Annotated in this window: 17 protein-coding genes and 1 tRNA gene; 6 read left to right on the forward strand and 12 right to left on the reverse strand. The window is 69.1% G+C overall.

The annotated features are described in order from the left end of the window. Position 1: 1 nt before the first annotated feature. Positions 2-2,206 carry an RNA polymerase recycling motor ATPase HelR gene (gene helR, locus H4W30_RS09715; protein WP_318780575.1) on the forward strand — a complete coding sequence of 735 codons (2,205 nt, stop codon included), beginning with the start codon at positions 2-4 and terminating at the stop codon, positions 2,204-2,206. Positions 2,207-2,277: 71 nt separating this feature from the next. Here helR and H4W30_RS09720 read toward each other — a convergent pair whose 3' ends face one another. The 8 genes from H4W30_RS09720 to H4W30_RS09755 form a co-directional block, all read right to left on the reverse strand. Further along, complete coding sequence (locus tag H4W30_RS09720; RefSeq protein ID WP_005167158.1) at positions 2,278-2,772, reverse strand: Lrp/AsnC family transcriptional regulator; 495 nt, start codon at positions 2,770-2,772, stop codon at positions 2,278-2,280. A gap of 168 nt (positions 2,773-2,940) precedes the next feature. Further along, positions 2,941-4,284: a diaminopimelate decarboxylase gene (lysA, locus tag H4W30_RS09725; RefSeq protein WP_192742583.1), complete on the reverse strand. Its 1,344-nt coding sequence runs from the start codon at positions 4,282-4,284 to the stop codon at positions 2,941-2,943. A 151-nt stretch (positions 4,285-4,435) separates the two neighbouring features. Then, a complete protein-coding gene (locus H4W30_RS09730; RefSeq protein ID WP_185927419.1) occupies positions 4,436-4,594 on the reverse strand; it encodes a DUF6307 family protein in 159 nt (52 codons plus the stop codon). A gap of 9 nt (positions 4,595-4,603) precedes the next feature. After that, positions 4,604-4,789 (reverse strand): RGCVC family protein, encoded by a 186-nt coding sequence (locus H4W30_RS09735; RefSeq protein WP_192742584.1) that lies wholly within the window; start codon positions 4,787-4,789, stop codon positions 4,604-4,606. Next, positions 4,786-5,811: a fatty acid desaturase family protein gene (locus tag H4W30_RS09740; RefSeq protein ID WP_192742585.1), complete on the reverse strand. Its 1,026-nt coding sequence runs from the start codon at positions 5,809-5,811 to the stop codon at positions 4,786-4,788. Before H4W30_RS09740 ends, H4W30_RS09735 begins: the two co-directional genes overlap by 4 nt. 435 nt (positions 5,812-6,246) lie before the next feature. Next, positions 6,247-7,161 (reverse strand): dihydrodipicolinate synthase family protein, encoded by a 915-nt coding sequence (locus tag H4W30_RS09745; RefSeq protein WP_192742586.1) that lies wholly within the window; start codon positions 7,159-7,161, stop codon positions 6,247-6,249. A gap of 512 nt (positions 7,162-7,673) precedes the next feature. Beyond that, entirely contained in the window at positions 7,674-8,144 is a 471-nt protein-coding gene (locus H4W30_RS09750) for a heme-degrading domain-containing protein (RefSeq protein WP_192742587.1), read from the reverse strand. A gap of 33 nt (positions 8,145-8,177) precedes the next feature. Continuing rightward, positions 8,178-9,407: a M20 metallopeptidase family protein gene (locus tag H4W30_RS09755; protein ID WP_192742588.1), complete on the reverse strand. Its 1,230-nt coding sequence runs from the start codon at positions 9,405-9,407 to the stop codon at positions 8,178-8,180. A gap of 76 nt (positions 9,408-9,483) precedes the next feature. Here H4W30_RS09755 and H4W30_RS09760 point away from each other — a divergent pair, with 76 nt between their 5' ends. The 3 genes from H4W30_RS09760 to H4W30_RS09770 all read left to right on the forward strand — a co-directional run bounded on the left by H4W30_RS09760 (position 9,484) and on the right by H4W30_RS09770 (position 10,733). Beyond that, positions 9,484-9,966 (forward strand): tRNA adenosine deaminase-associated protein, encoded by a 483-nt coding sequence (locus H4W30_RS09760; protein WP_197684721.1) that lies wholly within the window; start codon positions 9,484-9,486, stop codon positions 9,964-9,966. 23 nt (positions 9,967-9,989) lie between these two features. Continuing rightward, a complete protein-coding gene (locus H4W30_RS09765; protein ID WP_192742649.1) occupies positions 9,990-10,442 on the forward strand; it encodes a nucleoside deaminase in 453 nt (150 codons plus the stop codon). Between the two features lie 84 nt (positions 10,443-10,526). Further along, positions 10,527-10,733 (forward strand): CsbD family protein, encoded by a 207-nt coding sequence (locus H4W30_RS09770; protein ID WP_126737547.1) that lies wholly within the window; start codon positions 10,527-10,529, stop codon positions 10,731-10,733. 47 nt (positions 10,734-10,780) lie between these two features. Here H4W30_RS09770 and H4W30_RS09775 read toward each other — a convergent pair. Next, positions 10,781-10,868, reverse strand: a tRNA-Ser gene (locus H4W30_RS09775). Positions 10,869-10,910: 42 nt separating this feature from the next. Continuing rightward, a complete protein-coding gene (locus H4W30_RS09780) occupies positions 10,911-11,456 on the reverse strand; it encodes a DUF305 domain-containing protein (RefSeq protein WP_192742589.1) in 546 nt (181 codons plus the stop codon). A gap of 94 nt (positions 11,457-11,550) precedes the next feature. On the opposite strand from H4W30_RS09780, the gene H4W30_RS09785 reads away from it, so the two are divergent. Further along, entirely contained in the window at positions 11,551-11,997 is a 447-nt protein-coding gene (locus H4W30_RS09785; RefSeq protein ID WP_192742590.1) for a limonene-1,2-epoxide hydrolase family protein, read from the forward strand. Positions 11,998-12,135: 138 nt separating this feature from the next. Here H4W30_RS09785 and H4W30_RS09790 read toward each other — a convergent pair whose 3' ends face one another. Both H4W30_RS09790 and H4W30_RS09795 read right to left on the reverse strand, forming a co-directional pair. After that, positions 12,136-12,318 carry a hypothetical protein gene (locus H4W30_RS09790; protein ID WP_126737549.1) on the reverse strand — a complete coding sequence of 61 codons (183 nt, stop codon included), beginning with the start codon at positions 12,316-12,318 and terminating at the stop codon, positions 12,136-12,138. Between the two features lie 125 nt (positions 12,319-12,443). Then, positions 12,444-13,772, reverse strand: a complete 1,329-nt coding sequence (locus H4W30_RS09795) for a BNR-4 repeat-containing protein (RefSeq protein WP_192742591.1) — start codon at positions 13,770-13,772, stop codon at positions 12,444-12,446. Positions 13,773-13,929: 157 nt separating this feature from the next. Between H4W30_RS09795 and H4W30_RS09800 the strand changes: the two genes are divergently transcribed. Beyond that, positions 13,930-16,407 carry an endonuclease/exonuclease/phosphatase family protein gene (locus tag H4W30_RS09800; RefSeq protein ID WP_318780576.1) on the forward strand — a complete coding sequence of 826 codons (2,478 nt, stop codon included), beginning with the start codon at positions 13,930-13,932 and terminating at the stop codon, positions 16,405-16,407. Positions 16,408-16,734 lie beyond the last annotated feature (327 nt).

Raw genomic sequence — 16,734 nt, forward strand, 5'->3', positions numbered from 1 at the left:
CTTGTCAAATCAGGGGTACGACGAGGAATTGCGATCCGAACGGCAGTACGTGGCGTCGCTCTACCGGCGACTGGACGCCGAACGCGCACGAGTGAAGGAGGCGTACGCCGGTGCGCTGAGGGGAGAAGGCTTCGCCCTTGCCGACCGTGAGGTCTCGGTCGGGGCCAAGGCGCGCGAGATGGCCAGGCTGAAGATCGCCGACGAGGGTCTTTGTTTCGGCCGGTTGGACGCCCTTTCGGGAGAACGGTCGTACGTCGGCCGGATCGGTCTTTTCGACGAAGAGAACGACTACGAACCTTTGGTGCTCGATTGGCGGGCGCCGGCGTCGCGCGCGTTTTACTGCGCGACGGGCGCGTCACCGGAAGGAATGGCGCGGCGCCGTCAATTCCGCACCCTCGGCCGCGACGTCCGCGACTTCGCCGACGAGGTCTTCGGCCGTCTGGAATCGGCGGGTGAACGCGGCGACGCGGCGCTGCTGGCCGCGGTCAACGCGCCGCGCGGCGAGGGGATGCGGGACATCGTCGCGACGATCCAGGCCGAACAGGACGAGATCATCCGGCTGGCGCACCCGGGCGTCGTCGTCGTGGAGGGCGGTCCGGGCACGGGGAAGACGGCGGTGGCGCTGCACCGGGTGGCGTACCTGCTGTACACGAAACGGGAACGCATGGAACGGCGCGGCGTGCTCGTGGTCGGGCCCAGCAGCGGATTCCTCGACCACATCGGCCGTGTCCTGCCGTCGCTCGGCGAGACCAGCGTGGTCTTCGCGACGCCGGGTGACCTCGTGGCCGGTCTGCGCACCGAACGCGAGGATCCGCCCGCGGTCCAGCGGCTCAAGGGCTCGCTGGCGATCCTGGACGTGCTCGCGGCGGCGGTGGCGGACCGGCAGGAGCTGCCCTCCGACGCCGAACCGATCGAGCTCGACGACGTCACCGTGCCGCTGGACGCCGGGGTCGCGGCCGCGGCGCGCGAGCTGGCCAGGGAAAGCGGCCTGCTGCACAACGAGGCGAAGGCCGTCTTCGAGCAAGAGGTGATCACCGCGCTCGCCACCCGCGCGGTCGACCGGCTCGGCGCGGGGTGGCTGCCGTCGGACGACGAGCACACGCGCCCGGAGATGCTGAAGAACGCCCGGCGTGATCTCGAAGCCAGCGAGCAGCTCCGCGCGGTGCTCGACCGCCTTTGGCCGTCGCTGACGCCGCAACGGCTGCTCGCCGACCTCTACGCCTCGCCGGAGCGGTTGCGGGCGGCCGGCGCCGACCCGGCGCTGTTCCGTGCGGACGCGGACGCGTGGACGGTCTCCGACGTGCCGTTGCTGGACGAGGCCGTCGAATTGCTCGGCCGGGACCGCACGGCCGAGCGCCGGGCGGAGGAACGGCGGCGGCGGGCACGGAAGGAGTACGCCGAGCGGGTGCTGGAGATCGTCGAGGTCGAGGAGGACCACGACGACTACGAGTTCGCGCTGCGGCCGACGGACGTGCTGATGGCCGAGGAACTGGCCGACCGGTTCGCCGAGCGCGACGAGCGGGATCTGGCCGAACGCGCCGCCGCCGACCGGGAATGGACCTACGGCCACGTCGTGGTCGACGAAGCACAGGAACTGTCCGAAATGGACTGGCGGGTGCTGATGCGGCGCTGTCCCAGCCGGTCGTTCACCGTCGTCGGGGATCTCGCGCAACGGCGGTCGCCGTCGGGTGCCCGGTCCTGGGACTCGATGCTCTCCCGGTACGTCGCCGATCGCTGGGTGTACCGGAAGCTGACCGTCAACTACCGGACGCCGTCGGAGATCATGGCGGTGGCCGCTTCGCTGCTGGCGAGTTTCGCGCCGGGCGCCGTTCCGCCGGAATCGGTGCGTTCGTGCGGTGTCCGGCCGTGGGCGCGTCGAGTGTCCGAAGTGGACATGGAGGACGCCATCGCCGCGTTCACCCGCGAAGAGTCGGGTCGCGAGGGAACCTCGGTCGTCATCGGGCCGCCCGGAGTGCCCGGCGCGATCGCCCCGTCGGCGACCAAGGGGCTGGAGTACGACGCCGTGCTGGTGGTGGAACCGGAGCGGATCCTCGCGGACGGCCCGAGCGGCGAGGCGGAACTGTACGTCGCGCTGACGCGGGCGACGCAGCGGCTCGGGGTCCTGTACACCGGGACGCTGCCGAAAGTCCTCCGCGGTCTCGATTCCGGGCGGCGGACTCCCGACGTGTTCCTGCGCTGCGTCTGACCCATGCCATGAAAGGTCCCTTCCCAGCGTGATCCGTGAGGAAGGGACCTTTCATGGCGCGGGACGTGCCGTCATCGGGTCAGGTTGCCCCAGGCGTATGTCTGTTTCGCGAGTTTCAGGTAGACCAAGGTCTCCGTGCTGACGACACCCGGGATGGGCCGGATGTCGTCGTTCAGCACACTCAAGAGGTGTTCGTCGTCCCGGCAGGCGACCTCGGCGAGCAGGTCGTAGCCTCCTGCGGTCAGCACGACGTAGTGGACGTCCGGCAATCCGGAGAGCTGGTCGGAGACCGCCCGCGGATCGCCTTGGACCCTGATCCCGACCATCGCCTGACGGCCGAGCCCGACGTTCGCCGGATCCGTGACCGCGACGATCTGCATCGTCTCGTCCCGCAGCAGCCGCTGGACGCGCTGCCGCACGGCGCCCTCCGACAGCCCGACGGCCTTGGCCAAGGCCGTGAACGAGGCCCGCCCGTCGACTTGCAGTAGAGCGATCAGAGTGCGATCGGTATTGTCCAAACCTCTAGGCGTGCGCTGCTCCATCTGCGCGCGTGGTTCGTCACCCATGCCGTCCCTCCCTTTGTTTCGGCATGCGATTCTTGTCGCGCAGCGTATCGATCAATGTCCAGAATGCTACCGCCGTTAAGTTGTTTGTCGCGATTCTCTTTCTCTGCCCCTTCGGGCAAAGGATTCTGTCGCGTGACAGGCCGGGTGCCGAGGATTTCGGACGGCGCCTCAGCCGAGATCGCGTTCGAGCAGGTCCTCCTCGGTTTCCCGGCGGACGAGCAGCGTCGCCCTACCTCGGGAAACGCCGACCACCGGTGGCCTGCCGACGAGGTTGTAATTCGACGCGAGCGAGTGGTGGTACGCCCCGGTGCAGGGGACGGCGAGCAGATCGCCGGGGTGGACGTCGTCGGGGAGCGAGAGCCCGTCGGCGAGGACGTCACCCGATTCGCAGTGCCGTCCGACCACCGTCATCGGCCGCCTGGCCGCACGGCTGCGCCTGCCGATCAGGCGAGCGGTGTACGTCGCGCCGTAGAGCGCGGGCCGGGCGTTGTCGCTCATCCCGCCGTCGACGGCGACGAAGGTGCGCGAGCCGCGTTTCACCGCGCAGACCCGGTACACGGTGATGCCAGCCGGGCCCACGATGGCGCGGCCCGGTTCGATCGTCAGTTTCGGCAGGGGGAAGCCGTGCGAGGAGCATTCGTAGGCGAGCGCGACCCGCAGACGGCGCACGTAACCGTCGATGTCGAAACCCGGGTCGCCGGGCAGATAACGCACGGCGTGCCCGCCGCCGAGATCCAGTTCGCGCAGGGTGACACCGTGGGTCTCGCGGAGCGCGACGAGCACGCCGATCATCTTGCGGGCGGCCAGTTCGTAGAAATCCACCCGCGACACCTGGGAGCCGATGTGGCAGTGCAGCCCGGCCAGCCGGAGCCCCGGCTGCGCGAGCACCGCGGAGACGGCCCGGCCGAGGTTGTCGCGGACCCCTTCGCGCAACGAGAAGCCGAACTTCTGTCCTTCGGTGCCGGTGGTGATCGCCGCGTGCGTGCCCGCCGCGACGTCGGGGGTCACGCGGATCAGCACCTGCTGCGCGCCGGTGGCCAGCGCGCCGAGCTGCTCGATCTCGTCGAGCGAGTCCACCACGATCCGGCGGACGCCGTAGGACAACGCCGCCTTGAGGTCTTCGGGGGTTTTCGCGTTGCCGTGCAACAGGATCCGCTCGGCGGGGAAGCCGATCGCCCGCGCAACCGCGATCTCGCCCGCCGAGCAGGTGTCGAGGGAAAGCCCTTCCTCGGCGACCCAGCGCAGGACCGCGCGGGTGCACAGCGCCTTGCTCGCGTACGCCACCTCGGCGTCCGGCAGGGCCTTGCGGTAGGCGCGGGCGTTCTGGCGGACTTCGTCCTCGTCGAGCAGATACGCCGGTGTCCCGAACCTCGCGGCGAGGTGGGACACCGGCGCGCCGGCGAACAGCAGTTCCCCGCCGGGCCCGAGCCGGGTGCTCCGTGGCCACACCCCGGGTTCGAGGTGGTCGGCGGCCTCGCAGCCGAGGCTGGGCAGGAGCTCGGTGAGCGTCACGGTTACCTCCGCGTCGATCGGTCAGTGCCTTGTCAGCACAACTCCGATCGACCCGGCCGGGCCGTTCCGGCAACGTCTCCCTGACGCTTCGCGAGACCTCGCTGACGCCTTGTTAACGCGCGGGTAACCCCGGTCACGCTCCGGCTGCGAGCTAGCGGACCGGCTCCGGCACGGTGTCGAGCGCCCGCACCATGTGCACGGCCAGCGCGAACGCCTTCTCGTTGTCGAGGTCGGTGTGTTCGTTGACGATCTTCTTCACGGTGTCCACCCGGATCTCGTAGCGGGAGACGGGGACGGTGTCGGCGTTCATGGTGATCCTCTATTCGGTTGTTTCGGGTTTCGTGGCGCAGGTGCAGCCGCGGCTGAAGCCGCCGGCCGCGGTCGCGGTGCAGAAGCGGCGGGCGATCGCGTCGTGCGCGGACATCGGATGCGGGCAGCTCGGGCACCGGTCGCCGGCGGCGGGCTCGGTCACGACCTCGCCGAGGGAACGGACGGAGGAGGTCATCGCGCACCCACCGGTCGAGCACGCAGCGGCGCCCCGACCTCGTGCAGATGCCGGAGCACGTAGCCGTACGACGCCGCCCAGCCGCACTGCGCGTAGTCGATGCCGTGCTTCGCGCAGAACTCCCGCACGATCACCTGCGCGTGCTTGAGGTTCGGCCGCGCCATGCTCGGGAAGAGGTGGTGCTCGATCTGATAGTTGAGCCCGCCGAGCGCGAAGTCCACCACCGGGCCGCCGCGCACGTTGCGCGAGGTGAGCACCTGCTTGCGCAGGAAGTCGAGCTTGTGCCCGGCCGACAGCGTCGGCATGCCCTTGTGGTTCGGGGCGAACGAGCAGCCCATGTACACGCCCCAAAGGCACTGGTGCACGGCGATGAAGACGAAACCGACACCGGGCGAGAGGACGACGAACACCGCGGTCAGGTACGCGGCGACGTGGGCCAGCATCAGCGCCGCTTCGAGCTTCCGCCGCTTGAACCCGCGCTGGAACATCGCCGTCACGCTCGAAACGTGCAGGTTCAGGCCTTCCAGCAAGAGCAGCGGGAAGAACAGGAACGCCTGGTATTTCGCCATCCAGCGCAGGAAACCACGCCGTTCGGCGCCCTGTGCCTTGGTGAAGATGAGCGCGGCGAGGTTGACGTCCGGGTCCTCGTCCTCGTGGTTGGGGTTGGCGTGGTGGCGGGTGTGCGTGCCGATCCACCAGCCGTAGCTCAGCCCGGTCAGTCCACCGTGGACGAAACCGGTGACGTCGTTCGCCCTGCGGCCGCGGAAGATCTGCTTGTGTCCGGCGTCGTGGCCGATGAAGGACAGCTGCGTGAACATCATCGCGAAGAACGCGGCGAGGAACAGCTGCCACCAAGAATCCCCGAGGTGTGCGAAGGCGACCCAGCCGCCCGCGAAAGCGAGCAGGTTCAAGGAGATCTTCACCGCGTAGAACTTTCGGCGCCGGTCGAGGAGGCCGGCGTCTTTGACCAATTTGGACAGTTCGGCGAAATCGCTGCCCTGCCGCGTCTGGGTGGAGGTCATGGTGGATCACACCGTTCCGGTTCTCGTGAAAGTGGGCAATCCAGCAACGGGGTTCACAACACCGAAGGGGGCTGGTGCGGCCGAGAAGAGGCACTGGTACCACAACACGCCACGGACGCTCCGTGGTCTTCCTTCAGCGTCGCACGACGGCGGTCCGGAAGCAATTCACCAAAGCCGCACGATCTGGCGTACAGTCGAAGACATCGAGGGAAATTTCCCCCGGTTCCGTCCGGTCGCGAGAATCGATCGGAGACAGGAGCACCGGCCAGACATCGTTCTTCGCGCTCATGGTCCCACCGGCCTCGCCGGTGAGCAGCCGCCCGCCGCGCAACAGCGCGCCCCGAGGCGCCCATCCGGGCCACGCCGCGATCGTCGATGGCCACGACCTCTGACCTGTCACCGTGTCCGCACCCGCCCCAGTGGGTGCGGACACGGTCAGAAAAACGTCAGCGCCGCGCGGACCCGCTCTCGTTCCGCGCCGGTCAGCGCGCGGCTCGGCGGGCGGACGTCGGCGCGGCACAAACCCAGCTGTGCCAACGCTTCCTTCACCACGCTCACGTTGTTGGCGTTGCCGTCCGCGGCCCGTAACTCCTCGAACGGCCGGACGCGTTCCCAGCAGGCCATCGCGCCGCGGAAGTCGCCGTCGCGCAGCGCGCGGAACATCTCCAGCGAGAGCGACGGCGCGACGTTCACCAAACCCGACGTGAACCCCGTCGCGCCGACGGCGAAATAGCCCGGCGCCGACAGCTCCGCCAGCCCGGCGATCCATGTGAAGCGATCGATCCCCGCGTCCCGCGCCACCGACGCGAACCGCACCGGATCCGGCACCGCGTACTTCACCCCGATGACGTTCTCCGCCGCGTCGGCGAGCCTCGCCAGCCGCTCGCCGTCGATTCGTGCGTCGCGCACGTACGGCACGACACCCAGCTCCGGGACCGCTGCCGCGATGGCGCGGTGGTACTCGACCCAGCCCTCCGCCGAGACGTACGGATGCACCGGCTGATGGATCATGACCAGATCCGCGCCCGCCTCACCGGCGTGCCGCGCCGCGGCGATCGCCGTCCGGACGTCGTGCCCCACTCCGGCGACCACGCTCGCCCGGCCCGCCGCGGCCTTGACCGTCAGCTCGAGGCAGAGCCGGGTCTCGGCCTCGTCCAGCGCGTAGAACTCGCCGGTGTTCCCGTTGGGTGTCACGACGCCGGCCCCGCCGTCGATCACCCTGTCCACCAGTTTCGCGTAGGCGCCCGGATCGACGGCGCCGTCGGCGTCGAACGGCGTCACCGGGATGGCCACGACCCCGGACAGCCGCCGTTTCCGCTCGTCGAAGCGCGAAGAGGAGATCACTGGCATGCCCTATCTGATATATGATGTGACACTCGACGGTACCACGGGTGACGCCTCGGACGGTTGTCCCGGAGATCGGGACAACCGTCCGAGGCAACCGGGAGGGCCGGTTTGCACGTGCTTCAGGTATGCGAAGACGGCGGCTCTGGGGGACCCCGGCGAAACTGGTGCTGTTCGGCCTGGTGCTCGTGTTCCTGAACGCCTCGTGGGGCCCGCCGGCGTTGGGCGACGCGTTCACGTTCCGCCTCGGCGCCTGGACGGTGCTGCCGGACGAAGATCTGCGCCTCGCCTATCTGGCGGTGCTGGACGAGCGGTGCCCGCACGGGGAGAGGTGTGTTTCACCGGGGCGCGCGATCGTGACGATGTCCTACGCCCGGCCGTCGGCCGGCCCGGCGGTGTCTTTCACGATGGACGCGGATCAAGGCCGAGGGGGTCACTTTCGGCGGCTACCGGGTCGACTACGCGGATCTCTCGCCCAGCGCCCAATTTCTCACCTTGCGCCTCGGCCGATAGTCCGTTCAGGACCGTTCGGCGAGGAAGGTTTCCAGCTGCTCGACGACGAACGCGTGGTCCTCGGCCTGCGGCAGGCCCGAGACGCCGACGGTGCCGACCGGGCCCACGCCCTCGACGATCACCGGGAACACGCCGCCGTGCGCGGCGTAGAGATCCGGGTCGAGCCGGGAATCGGCTTCGAACGTCGTGCCCTTCGCGCGGAACCGCTCGCCGACGAGGAACGAGCTGTGCCCGTACCGGTCGACGACGCGGCTCTTGCGGTCGATCCACGCGTCGTTGTCGGCCGAGGTGCCCGGCAGCGCCGCGTGGAACAGCCGCTGCCCGCCGCGGCGCACGGAGACCGTCACCGGGAGGGCGCGGTCCCGTGCCGCCGCGAGCAGGTGGGTGCCCAGCTCCAGCGCGGTCTCGTTGTCGAACCGGCGGAAGACCAGGCGCTCCTCCTGCGTGGCCAGGACGGCCAGGGTGTCATCGCTCATGGCACCCATTAAATCAACGCTGTTGTGTAATGGCTAGCGAAGGGCGTCCAGCGCGAAAGCGGCGTACATCGCGACGCCGTTGGCCATCGCGTCCTCGTCGAAGACCACGCGGTTCGAGTGGTTCGCCTCGACCGTGGCCAGGTCGGCGTCGGGCGGGCAGGCGCCGAGGAACGCGAAGGCGCCCGGAACCCGCTGCAGGACGTAGGAGAAGTCCTCCGCGCCCATCACCGGGTTCTCCATGACCTCGGAGTTGCGGGCGCCGAGGACCTCGGCCGCCAGGTCCAGCACGCGCGCCGCGACCTGCGGGTCGTTCACCGTGACCGGGTAGCCGGGGAGGACTTCGGCGCTCACACGGACGCCGTGGGCCGCGCCGACCGCCTCGCACACCTTCGGCAGCTCCTCGCGGACGAACGCCTGCGTCCGCTCGGACAGCGTGCGGATCGTGCCCTCCAGGAACGCCGTCTCGGGGATGATGTTCGTCGTCGTCCCGGCCTCGATCCGGGTGACCGAGACCACCGCGGGCTCGAACACGCTGACCTTGCGGGTCACCATCGTCTGCAGCGCGCTCACCATCGCGGCCGCCGCCGGCACCGGGTCGATCGCCTGGTGCGGCGCCGAGCCGTGCCCGCCCCGGCCGGTGACGGTGACGTGGAAGCTGTTCGCCGACGCCATGATCGGCCCCGGCCGGGTCTGCACGATGCCCGACGCGACCTGGGTGAAGATGTGCAGGCCGAACGCCTTCTCGACGCGTTCGCCCGAGGCGTCGAGCACGCCCTCGTGGATCATGTGGCGCGCGCCGTGCTCGCCCTCCTCACCGGGCTGGAACATGAACACCACCGACCCGGCCAGCTCGTCGACGTGCTCGGACAGCAGCCGCGCGGCCGACGCCAGCATCGCGACGTGGGTGTCGTGCCCGCAGGCGTGCATCGCGCCGTCGTCCTCGGAGGCGAAGTCGAGGCCGGTGTCCTCGTGCAGCGGCAGCGCGTCCATGTCGCCGCGCAGCAGGATCGCCGGGCCCGGCTTCCCGCCGCGGAGGACGGCGGTCAGCGAGGTGGTCGATTTGCCCTCGATGATCTCGAGCGGCAGGCCGTCGAGGGCCGCCTTGATCGAGGCCTGGGTTTTCGGCAGGTGGAGCCCGATCTCCGGATTCCGGTGGATCTCCCGGCGGAGCTCTACGGTTTTCGTCTGGAGCGCGCGGGCTTCCTCTAGCAATCCGGCGAAGCGGGCGTCGGGGAGGGTGGGCAGGTCGGTGGGTCCGGTCATGTCTCGATAGTGGCGCATGCGGCGCTTCGGGCGCACCGTGCGTGCGTTCCGAATGCGGGCGGAATACGGTGTGCGCATGGCGGTGCAAGAGCCGATCACGGGGTTCGCGGTGGCCGTGGTGCGGGAGGACGGTCGGTGGCGGTGCAGTTCCCTTGATCCGGGGGCGCTCGGCGAGCTCGACGCTGCAATCACCGAGCTCGGCAAACTGCGTTCGACAGGGGCCGCGTTCGGGCTGCTGGCGGTCGACGACGAGTTCTTCGTGATCGTCCGGCCGAGCCCGAGAGGCCCCTCCCTGCTGCTGTCCGACGCCGCCGCGGCGCTCGACTACGACATCGCCGCGGACGTCCTCGACGTGCTGAGAGTCGACCCGCCGGACGAGGACGACGACGCGGTCTGGCCGGAAGGCGACCTGGAGATCCTGTCCGACCTCGGACTCCCCGGGGCCGAACTGCAGGTGATCGTCGGCGAGGTCGACCTCTATCCGGACGAACAACTCCAGATGGTCGCGCAGCGGTGCGGATTCGCCGCCGAGTTCACGAAGATCCTGGACGAGATCTGAGCCCCGCAGCCTCCGCCGCCGACATCGCCGCCGTCCGGGCGGCGATCGTCGCGGCGCGAGGTGCTGGCGACGACGTGCCGATCGGCGCCGTCGTGCTGTCGCCGGACGGGACCCCGCTCGCCTCCGCGCGCAACGCCCGCGAAGAACTCGGGGACCCGACGGCGCACGCGGAGATCCTCGCCCTGCGGGCCGCGTCCGAGATCTACGGCGACGGCTGGCGGCTGGAGGGCTGCACGCTCGCCGTGACGCTGGAGCCGTGCACGATGTGCGCCGGCGCGCTGGTGATGGCCCGGGTCGCGAAGGTCGTCTTCGGCGCTTGGGAGCCCAAGACCGGGGCCGTGGGTTCGCTGTGGGACGTCGTCCGCGACCGGCGGCTCAGCCACCGCGCGGAGGTCGTCGGCGGCGTGCTGGAGGCCGAATGCGCGGCCCTGCTCGAAGAGTTCTTCCACGGGCAACGGGGTAACCGCACCGGGTGACAGATGTGTCGGATCCCGTGGCCCGGGTAACCCGGAGACAGGCGGTCGCAAACGGCGGCCGCAGTCGAAGGAGGAACATCCGCCATGAGCGTTTTCGACAAGGCGAAGGACAAGGCCGAGCAGGCCATCGGCGCCGCCAAGGAGAAGCTCGGCGAGAAGACCGGCAACTCCGACCTCGCGAACTCCGGCCGGGCCGACCAGACCGAAGGCCAGGTCAAGGAGACCGGGCACGACCTGCGTGACCGCGCGGAAGGCGGCGTGCAGGACCTCAAGGACAAGTTCAACAAGTAGTCCCGGACGCAGAAGAGCCGGTCTCCGTGGAGACCGGCTCTTCGCTGCGGTGGCGGTGGGATTTGAACCCACGGACGGGTATTAACCGTCACACGATTTCGAGTCGTGCTCCTTCGGCCGCTCGGACACGCCACCGCCGAGAACAATACCGGAGGGCGTTGGAGGGCCTTCAGGGGGTCAGGGAAGCTGTGCGGTGATCTCGTCGATCGCGGCCGTCTGGTTCTCCACGATCTCCTGTGCCAGCGCTTTCGTCTCGGCGTGCTCGCCCGAAGACAGCACGGTCTTGGCCATCGCGACGCCGTTGCGCAGGTGTTCGGCCATCAGCGGGAGCCACACCTTGTCGAACTCGGCGCCGGACAGGTTCTGCAGCGAGGCGACCTGCCCTTCGGTGATCATCCCCGGCATCGCGTGCCCGGCGTGCCCCGCCGCGGGCAGGACGGCCGCGTTCCAGGACTGCAGCCAGCCGGTCATCGTCCGGACCTCCGCCGACTCGGCCTTGACGATCTTGGCGGCGGTGGCCTTCACGAACTCCGAGGCCGACCGGTCCGAGGCCAGGTTCGCGACCTGGATCGACTGCTGGTGGTGCGGGACCATCTGCTGGGAGAAGGTGACGTCGGCCTGGTTGGCGCCCGGTGTCGCCGGTGCGGCGCCCGTGGCCGTCGAACAGCCCGCGAGCACCCACACGACCAGGCCGAACAGTGCCATCGGCAGTCGCCGTCGCATCGATACCTCCGTAGTCAGGGGAAAACCGGCCCCTCCGCCCGGTGATACGGCTGTGACCTTCCGGCGGTTCAAAATCGGATTAGCCTTGGCCGGCATGACGGATCCGAAGACAGTGGTGACCGGTTTCCTTCAGGCACTCGAAGAGTTCGACATCGATCGGGCGCTCGGCTTCGTGGCGATCGACATCGTCTATCAGAACGTCCCGCTGCCTCCCGCCCGCGGCCTTTCCGCGGTGGAGAAGCAGTTGCGCACCATGGCCCGTTACGGCAGCGGGTTCGAGGCGCGCACCCACCACATCGCCGCCGACGGGCCGATCGTGCTGACCGAGCGCACCGACGTCCTGCGGCGTGGTTCGTGGGAGGCCGAGTTCTGGGTGTGCGGCACGTTCGAAGTGCGTGACGGCCGGATCGTGCTGTGGCGCGACTACTTCGACTGGACGACGTTCCTGGCCGCGAGCGCGAAGGGCGCCGGGAAGGCCGCGGTCGCCGGCGCGAAGTCGCTCATCGGGAAGTACAAGACGCGGCAGAACCTCGAACGCTGATCACGCGAGTTACGCCTCTGGTCACGCGAGTTACGCCTCTGGTCACGCGAGTGCGGAAATGACACACCGCCGGTGTACGGGCCCCGTCCTCCCCCGACGGGTCCCGTGCACCGGCGGTGCGCCCCCAGTTCCCCCTGCTCACCCTCCCCGGTGAGCGTCGAGAAGCCGTTCGCTCAGATCAGCCTCGCGTAGTACGGCGTCGAGCCGCGCGCCGCCGAAATGGGCCACCGGCCGTCCGCCGCGTTCCCGGTCGCGCAGATCGACGGCCAGTGCGATGCTCAGCAGCAGAACCAGTGCCGTACCGACGATGAGCCAGTTCATCGGACACCTCCTCCGGCGACGTGAGCCGAGAATTGTGTCCTCGCTCACGTCGCCAAAGGTAACTCCGGGAATGCCGGCTTGTACCCGGACTTGAGGTTCATTTAAGGCAGCGGAACCCCAATGGGCTATTTGCGCGGGGTTCCCGCGACATAAATGTCACCGTCGGCCACGGAGACGTCACGGGCACTGGAGGCGCCGGTCGCCAGAATGCGGGCCGGGTCCCGGAAACCGGTGATCACTTCGACACGCTGGACCGGTTTCGGTGTGGTGATCAAGGTTTCCGGCTTCCAGCCGCGGCCGTTCTCGAGCAAGAACGTTTCGATGCCCGGCTTTCCGTCGCGCGTTCCGTAAACGCGCCAGGTGCCGCCATTGAGCTGTTCGATCTCGCGCATTCGGAGCCCGTTCGCGACTTCGCGCACTTCCCAGTTCCGGCCGTTCCACGCGCCCGCGAAATCGCGCGGCGAGCCCGCGGCGTCGAACTGGAACCAGGTGACGAACGGTTTGCCGTCGCGCTGGGTGCCGACCTGCAGGATGTAGTCCGGCGACTTGAGCCCGCCGGGGAGTTCGAGCGGCGTTTCGACGACCTTGAGATACCGCTCCTGTTCGGCGTCGTCGACCTGCGTGCCGAGGTCGTGGCCCGCGGCGGAGAAGAAACGCAGGGTGCGGACGTCGAACGACAGGTAGTAGACGTTCCGGTGGTAGACGTCGTGCTTGTGCTGGCCGGGCCCACCGCCCGCGAGCGTGTAGACGAACTGGATCCGCCCGGACGACGGCAGGTACCGAAGCTGCCCCACGTAGATCTCGTCCATGTGGTCGGCCCGGCCCAGCGAGCCGAACGCCCACGGCTTCCCGGTCAGCCGCACGGAGTTCTTCCACGTCTTCCCGTGGTCACGGGAAACGAGGTACTTCATCGGGCGGAAGTCGGAGTCCGCCGCCGGATCCAGTTCCTTCGTGGTCTCCCGGTAGAACAGGAACAGCGTGCCGTCGACGGTCTTCACCGGCATCGGGTAGCTCGCCGCGGCACCCTCGGGGACCTCGACGTCGGTCCAGGTGCCGTCGAGGGAATGCGCGAGCGGCGCGCGGCTGAGCACGGTCCGCTTGTTGTGCATCCCGCGGAAGATCAGCAGATGCCCGTCGCCGGCCAGCAGCATCGTGGGGTAGTTGTGCGGATCGGACTCGCCGTCGGCGATCTTCCTCGGCGCCGTCCAGACGCCGGTCCGATGGTCGTAGGCCTGGACGTAGGTGTCCGCGGCCTTGCCGGACCACGAGATGAAGGTCTTGCGCGCGACCGGATCGAAGATCCCGCCCGCGTTCGGCCGCCGGTCGGTGCGCGATGCGACCGTGCTCGCCGGGGTCATCACTTCGAACGCTGCCTTTTCCGGTGGCTTGGCGGCCGCCGGGGGAACGGGGATCACGAGACTGGCCGCGACGATCGCGCAAAGCAGTCTGCGCATGAAGACGCCTCCTGGTGCGTAACAGGCGGCGGAGCTCGATCTTCGCACGCGAGGGTCCGAACGGGCTAGCGGTGACGAATCGTTGTCTTGTCGTCTTCCTCATTTCACTTGTTCGGGGGAGTATGCCTCGACCGATCTTGTGAAAAGGGGACTCAGCGTGACCATTTCCCGTCGTGCCGCCCGGAGACGGGCCCTGACCGTGGCCCTTGCCTCCGGCCTGGTCGTGAGCGGCATCACCGCTCCGGCCGCGCTCGCCGCGCCCAGCGCCGACGCCGTGATCGCCGAGGTCTACGGCGGTGGCGGCAACTCGGGCGCCACGCTGACCAACGACTTCGTCGAACTCGCCAACCGCGGCGCGGCCGCCGTGAGCCTCGACGGCTTCAGCGTCCAGTACGCGCCCGCGTCGGGGAACAGCTGGCAGGTCACGCCGCTGACCGGCAGTGTCGCCGCGGGCGCGCGGTATCTCATCGCGCAGGCGAAGGGCTCGGGCGGCACCGTCGCGCTGCCGACGCCGGACGCCACCGGTTCGCTGGCGTTGTCCGCGACCGCGGGCACCATCGCGCTCGTCCAGGGCACCACGGCGCTGACCTGCAAGACGGCCGCCGACTGCGCGGCCGACACCCGGATCAAGGACCTGGTCGGCTTCGGCGCGGCCGCCGTCATCCGCGAGGGATCCACGGCGCCGGCACCGTCCAACACCGCCTCCGTCGCCAGGGGGACGACGCTCGCGGACACCGACGACAACGCCGCCGACTTCACCTCCGGCGCGCCCACCCCGACCAACGCCAAGGGTGAGACGCCGGGCGAGACCGGCCCGCCGCCGGTCGACGCGAAGATCCACGAAATCCAGGGCACCACCCGGATCTCGCCGTTCAAGGACCGGAAGGTCGCCGGGGTCACCGGCGTCGTGACCGCGATCCGGAGCTTCGGTTCGGCGCGCGGGTTCTGGCTCACCGACACCGCTCCCGACGCCGACCCGCGCACCAGCGAGGGCCTGTTCGTCTTCACCGGCTCGACGACGCCCGCCGTGGCCGTCGGCGACGCGGTGACCGCGGGCGGCACCGTGCGCGAGTTCTACCCGGACGCCTCCGCGACCTCGCCGTACCAGTCGCTCACCGAGCTGACGAGTGCACAGTGGACGGTCCAGTCGAGCGGGAACGCTTTGCCCGCACCGACCGTCGTCTCACCGGACACGGTCCCGGACACCGTCGCCCCCGCGCCGGGCGGCAGCATCGAACCGTTGCCGCTGGAGCCGGCGAAGTACTCGCTGGACTTCTGGGAGACGCACGAGAGCGAGATCGTCAGCGTCTCCGACGCCCGCGTCGTCGGCCCGACGTCGTCGTACAACGAGCTTTACGTGACCACCAAGCCGAAGCAGAACCCGAGCGTCCGTGGCGGCGCGGTGTACCTGGACTACGACCGGCTCAACACCGGCGTGCTCAAGGTCGCGTCGCTGATCCCGTTCGCCCAGCAGCCGTTCCCGAAGGTCAACACCGGCGACGTGCTCACCGGCGAGACGTCCGGCCCGGTCGAATACAGCAACTTCGGCGGCTACACGCTGTTCGCGACGAAGCTCGGCGCCGCCAAGGACAACGGGTTGCAGCGCGAGAGCACCCGCGCGCAGCGCAGCGGCGAGCTCGCCGTGGCGACCTACAACGTCGAGAACCTGTCCGCTTTGGACAGTGCGGAGAAGTTCGGCGAGCTGGCCAAGGCCGTCGTCGGCAACCTGGCGAAGCCGGACATCCTGAACCTGGAGGAGATCCAGGACAACAACGGGCCGGCGAACGACGGCACCGTGGCGGCCGACCAGACGTTGCAGAAGTTCGTCGACGCGATCGTCGCCGTCGGCGGCCCGCGTTACGAGTGGCGCCAGATCGACCCGGAGAACGGCAAGGACGGCGGCCAGCCCGGCGGCAACATCCGCGTCGGCTTCCTGTTCAACCCGGCGCGGGTGTCCTTTGTGGACCGGCCGGGTGGTACCGCGACCACGCCCGTCGACGTGGTCAAGGAACGCGGCAAGACCCACCTGACCGTCTCGCCCGGACGGGTCGAGCCCGGGAACGAGGCGTGGGAAGCCAGCCGCAAACCCCTGGTCGGCGAGTTCGTCTTCAAGGGCCGCACCGTGTTCGTCATCGCGAACCACTTCAACTCCAAGGGCGGCGATCAGCCGACCCACGGCCGCAACCAGCCGCCGGTCCGGAGTTCCGAGGTGCAGCGGGCCAAGCAGGCGACCGTGCTCCGTGGCTTCATCGACAAGCTGCTCGCGTCGGACAAGAACGCGAACATCGTCGTGGCGGGCGACCTGAACGACTACCCGTTCTCGCCCGCCGTCGAGACGCTGACCGCCGGTGGCGCGCTGAAGGACCTCATCGCGACGCTGCCCGAGAACGAGCGGTACAGCTACGTTTTCGAGGGCCAGTCGCAGGTGCTGGACCACATCCTGGCGTCGAGGGCGCCGCGCGGTCTCGACTACGACGTCGTCCACCTGAACGCCGAGTTCGCGAAGCAGGCGAGCGACCACGACCCGCAGGTGCTCCGGTTCCGGCCGAGCGCGGGCAACCCCGTCCAGGACGCCTTCCACGATCTGGCGGACTACCTGGAGAAGGTGCTCGGTCCCTACCTGCCGAAGCCGTAACTTTCCCGCGTGAAGGCCCCCTTCCCTCGGCTCAGCCGAGGGAAGGGGGCCTTCACGCGTGTTACGCCCCCACCCACGCGAGTTGCGCCCTCAATCACGCGAGTTCCGCCCTCAATCACGCGTGTTACGTCCCCGATCACGCGAGTTACGTCCCCGATCACGCGAGTTCCGCCCTCGAACACCCGTGTCGTCCGCCCAATCACGCGTGTCGTCCCTCCAAACACGTGTGTCGTCCGTTGGATCACGTGTGTCGTCCATCCAGTCACGAGTCCCTCCAACGAGTACGCGTGGTTGGAGGTGCAATTCTCGTGATTGAAGGCGTAACTC

The sequence above is a fragment of the Amycolatopsis roodepoortensis genome (assembly GCF_014873915.1).
Lineage (GTDB): Bacteria > Actinomycetota > Actinomycetes > Mycobacteriales > Pseudonocardiaceae > Amycolatopsis > Amycolatopsis roodepoortensis.

Coding starts and splice junctions, on each gene's coding strand:
- H4W30_RS09720 (WP_005167158.1), bottom strand. CDS start 2,772: ATGGGTGACGAACCACGCGCGCAGATGGAGCAGCGCACGCCTAGAGGT.
- H4W30_RS09730 (WP_185927419.1), bottom strand. CDS start 4,594: ATGAACGCCGACACCGTCCCCGTCTCCCGCTACGAGATCCGGGTGGAC.
- H4W30_RS09735 (WP_192742584.1), bottom strand. CDS start 4,789: ATGACCTCCTCCGTCCGTTCCCTCGGCGAGGTCGTGACCGAGCCCGCC.
- H4W30_RS09740 (WP_192742585.1), bottom strand. CDS start 5,811: ATGACCTCCACCCAGACGCGGCAGGGCAGCGATTTCGCCGAACTGTCC.
- H4W30_RS09745 (WP_192742586.1), bottom strand. CDS start 7,161: ATGCCAGTGATCTCCTCTTCGCGCTTCGACGAGCGGAAACGGCGGCTG.
- H4W30_RS09750 (WP_192742587.1), bottom strand. CDS start 8,144: ATGAGCGATGACACCCTGGCCGTCCTGGCCACGCAGGAGGAGCGCCTG.
- H4W30_RS09755 (WP_192742588.1), bottom strand. CDS start 9,407: ATGACCGGACCCACCGACCTGCCCACCCTCCCCGACGCCCGCTTCGCC.
- H4W30_RS09760 (WP_197684721.1), top strand. CDS start 9,484: ATGGCGGTGCAAGAGCCGATCACGGGGTTCGCGGTGGCCGTGGTGCGG.
- H4W30_RS09770 (WP_126737547.1), top strand. CDS start 10,527: ATGAGCGTTTTCGACAAGGCGAAGGACAAGGCCGAGCAGGCCATCGGC.
- H4W30_RS09780 (WP_192742589.1), bottom strand. CDS start 11,456: ATGCGACGGCGACTGCCGATGGCACTGTTCGGCCTGGTCGTGTGGGTG.
- H4W30_RS09785 (WP_192742590.1), top strand. CDS start 11,551: ATGACGGATCCGAAGACAGTGGTGACCGGTTTCCTTCAGGCACTCGAA.
- H4W30_RS09790 (WP_126737549.1), bottom strand. CDS start 12,318: ATGAACTGGCTCATCGTCGGTACGGCACTGGTTCTGCTGCTGAGCATC.
- H4W30_RS09795 (WP_192742591.1), bottom strand. CDS start 13,772: ATGCGCAGACTGCTTTGCGCGATCGTCGCGGCCAGTCTCGTGATCCCC.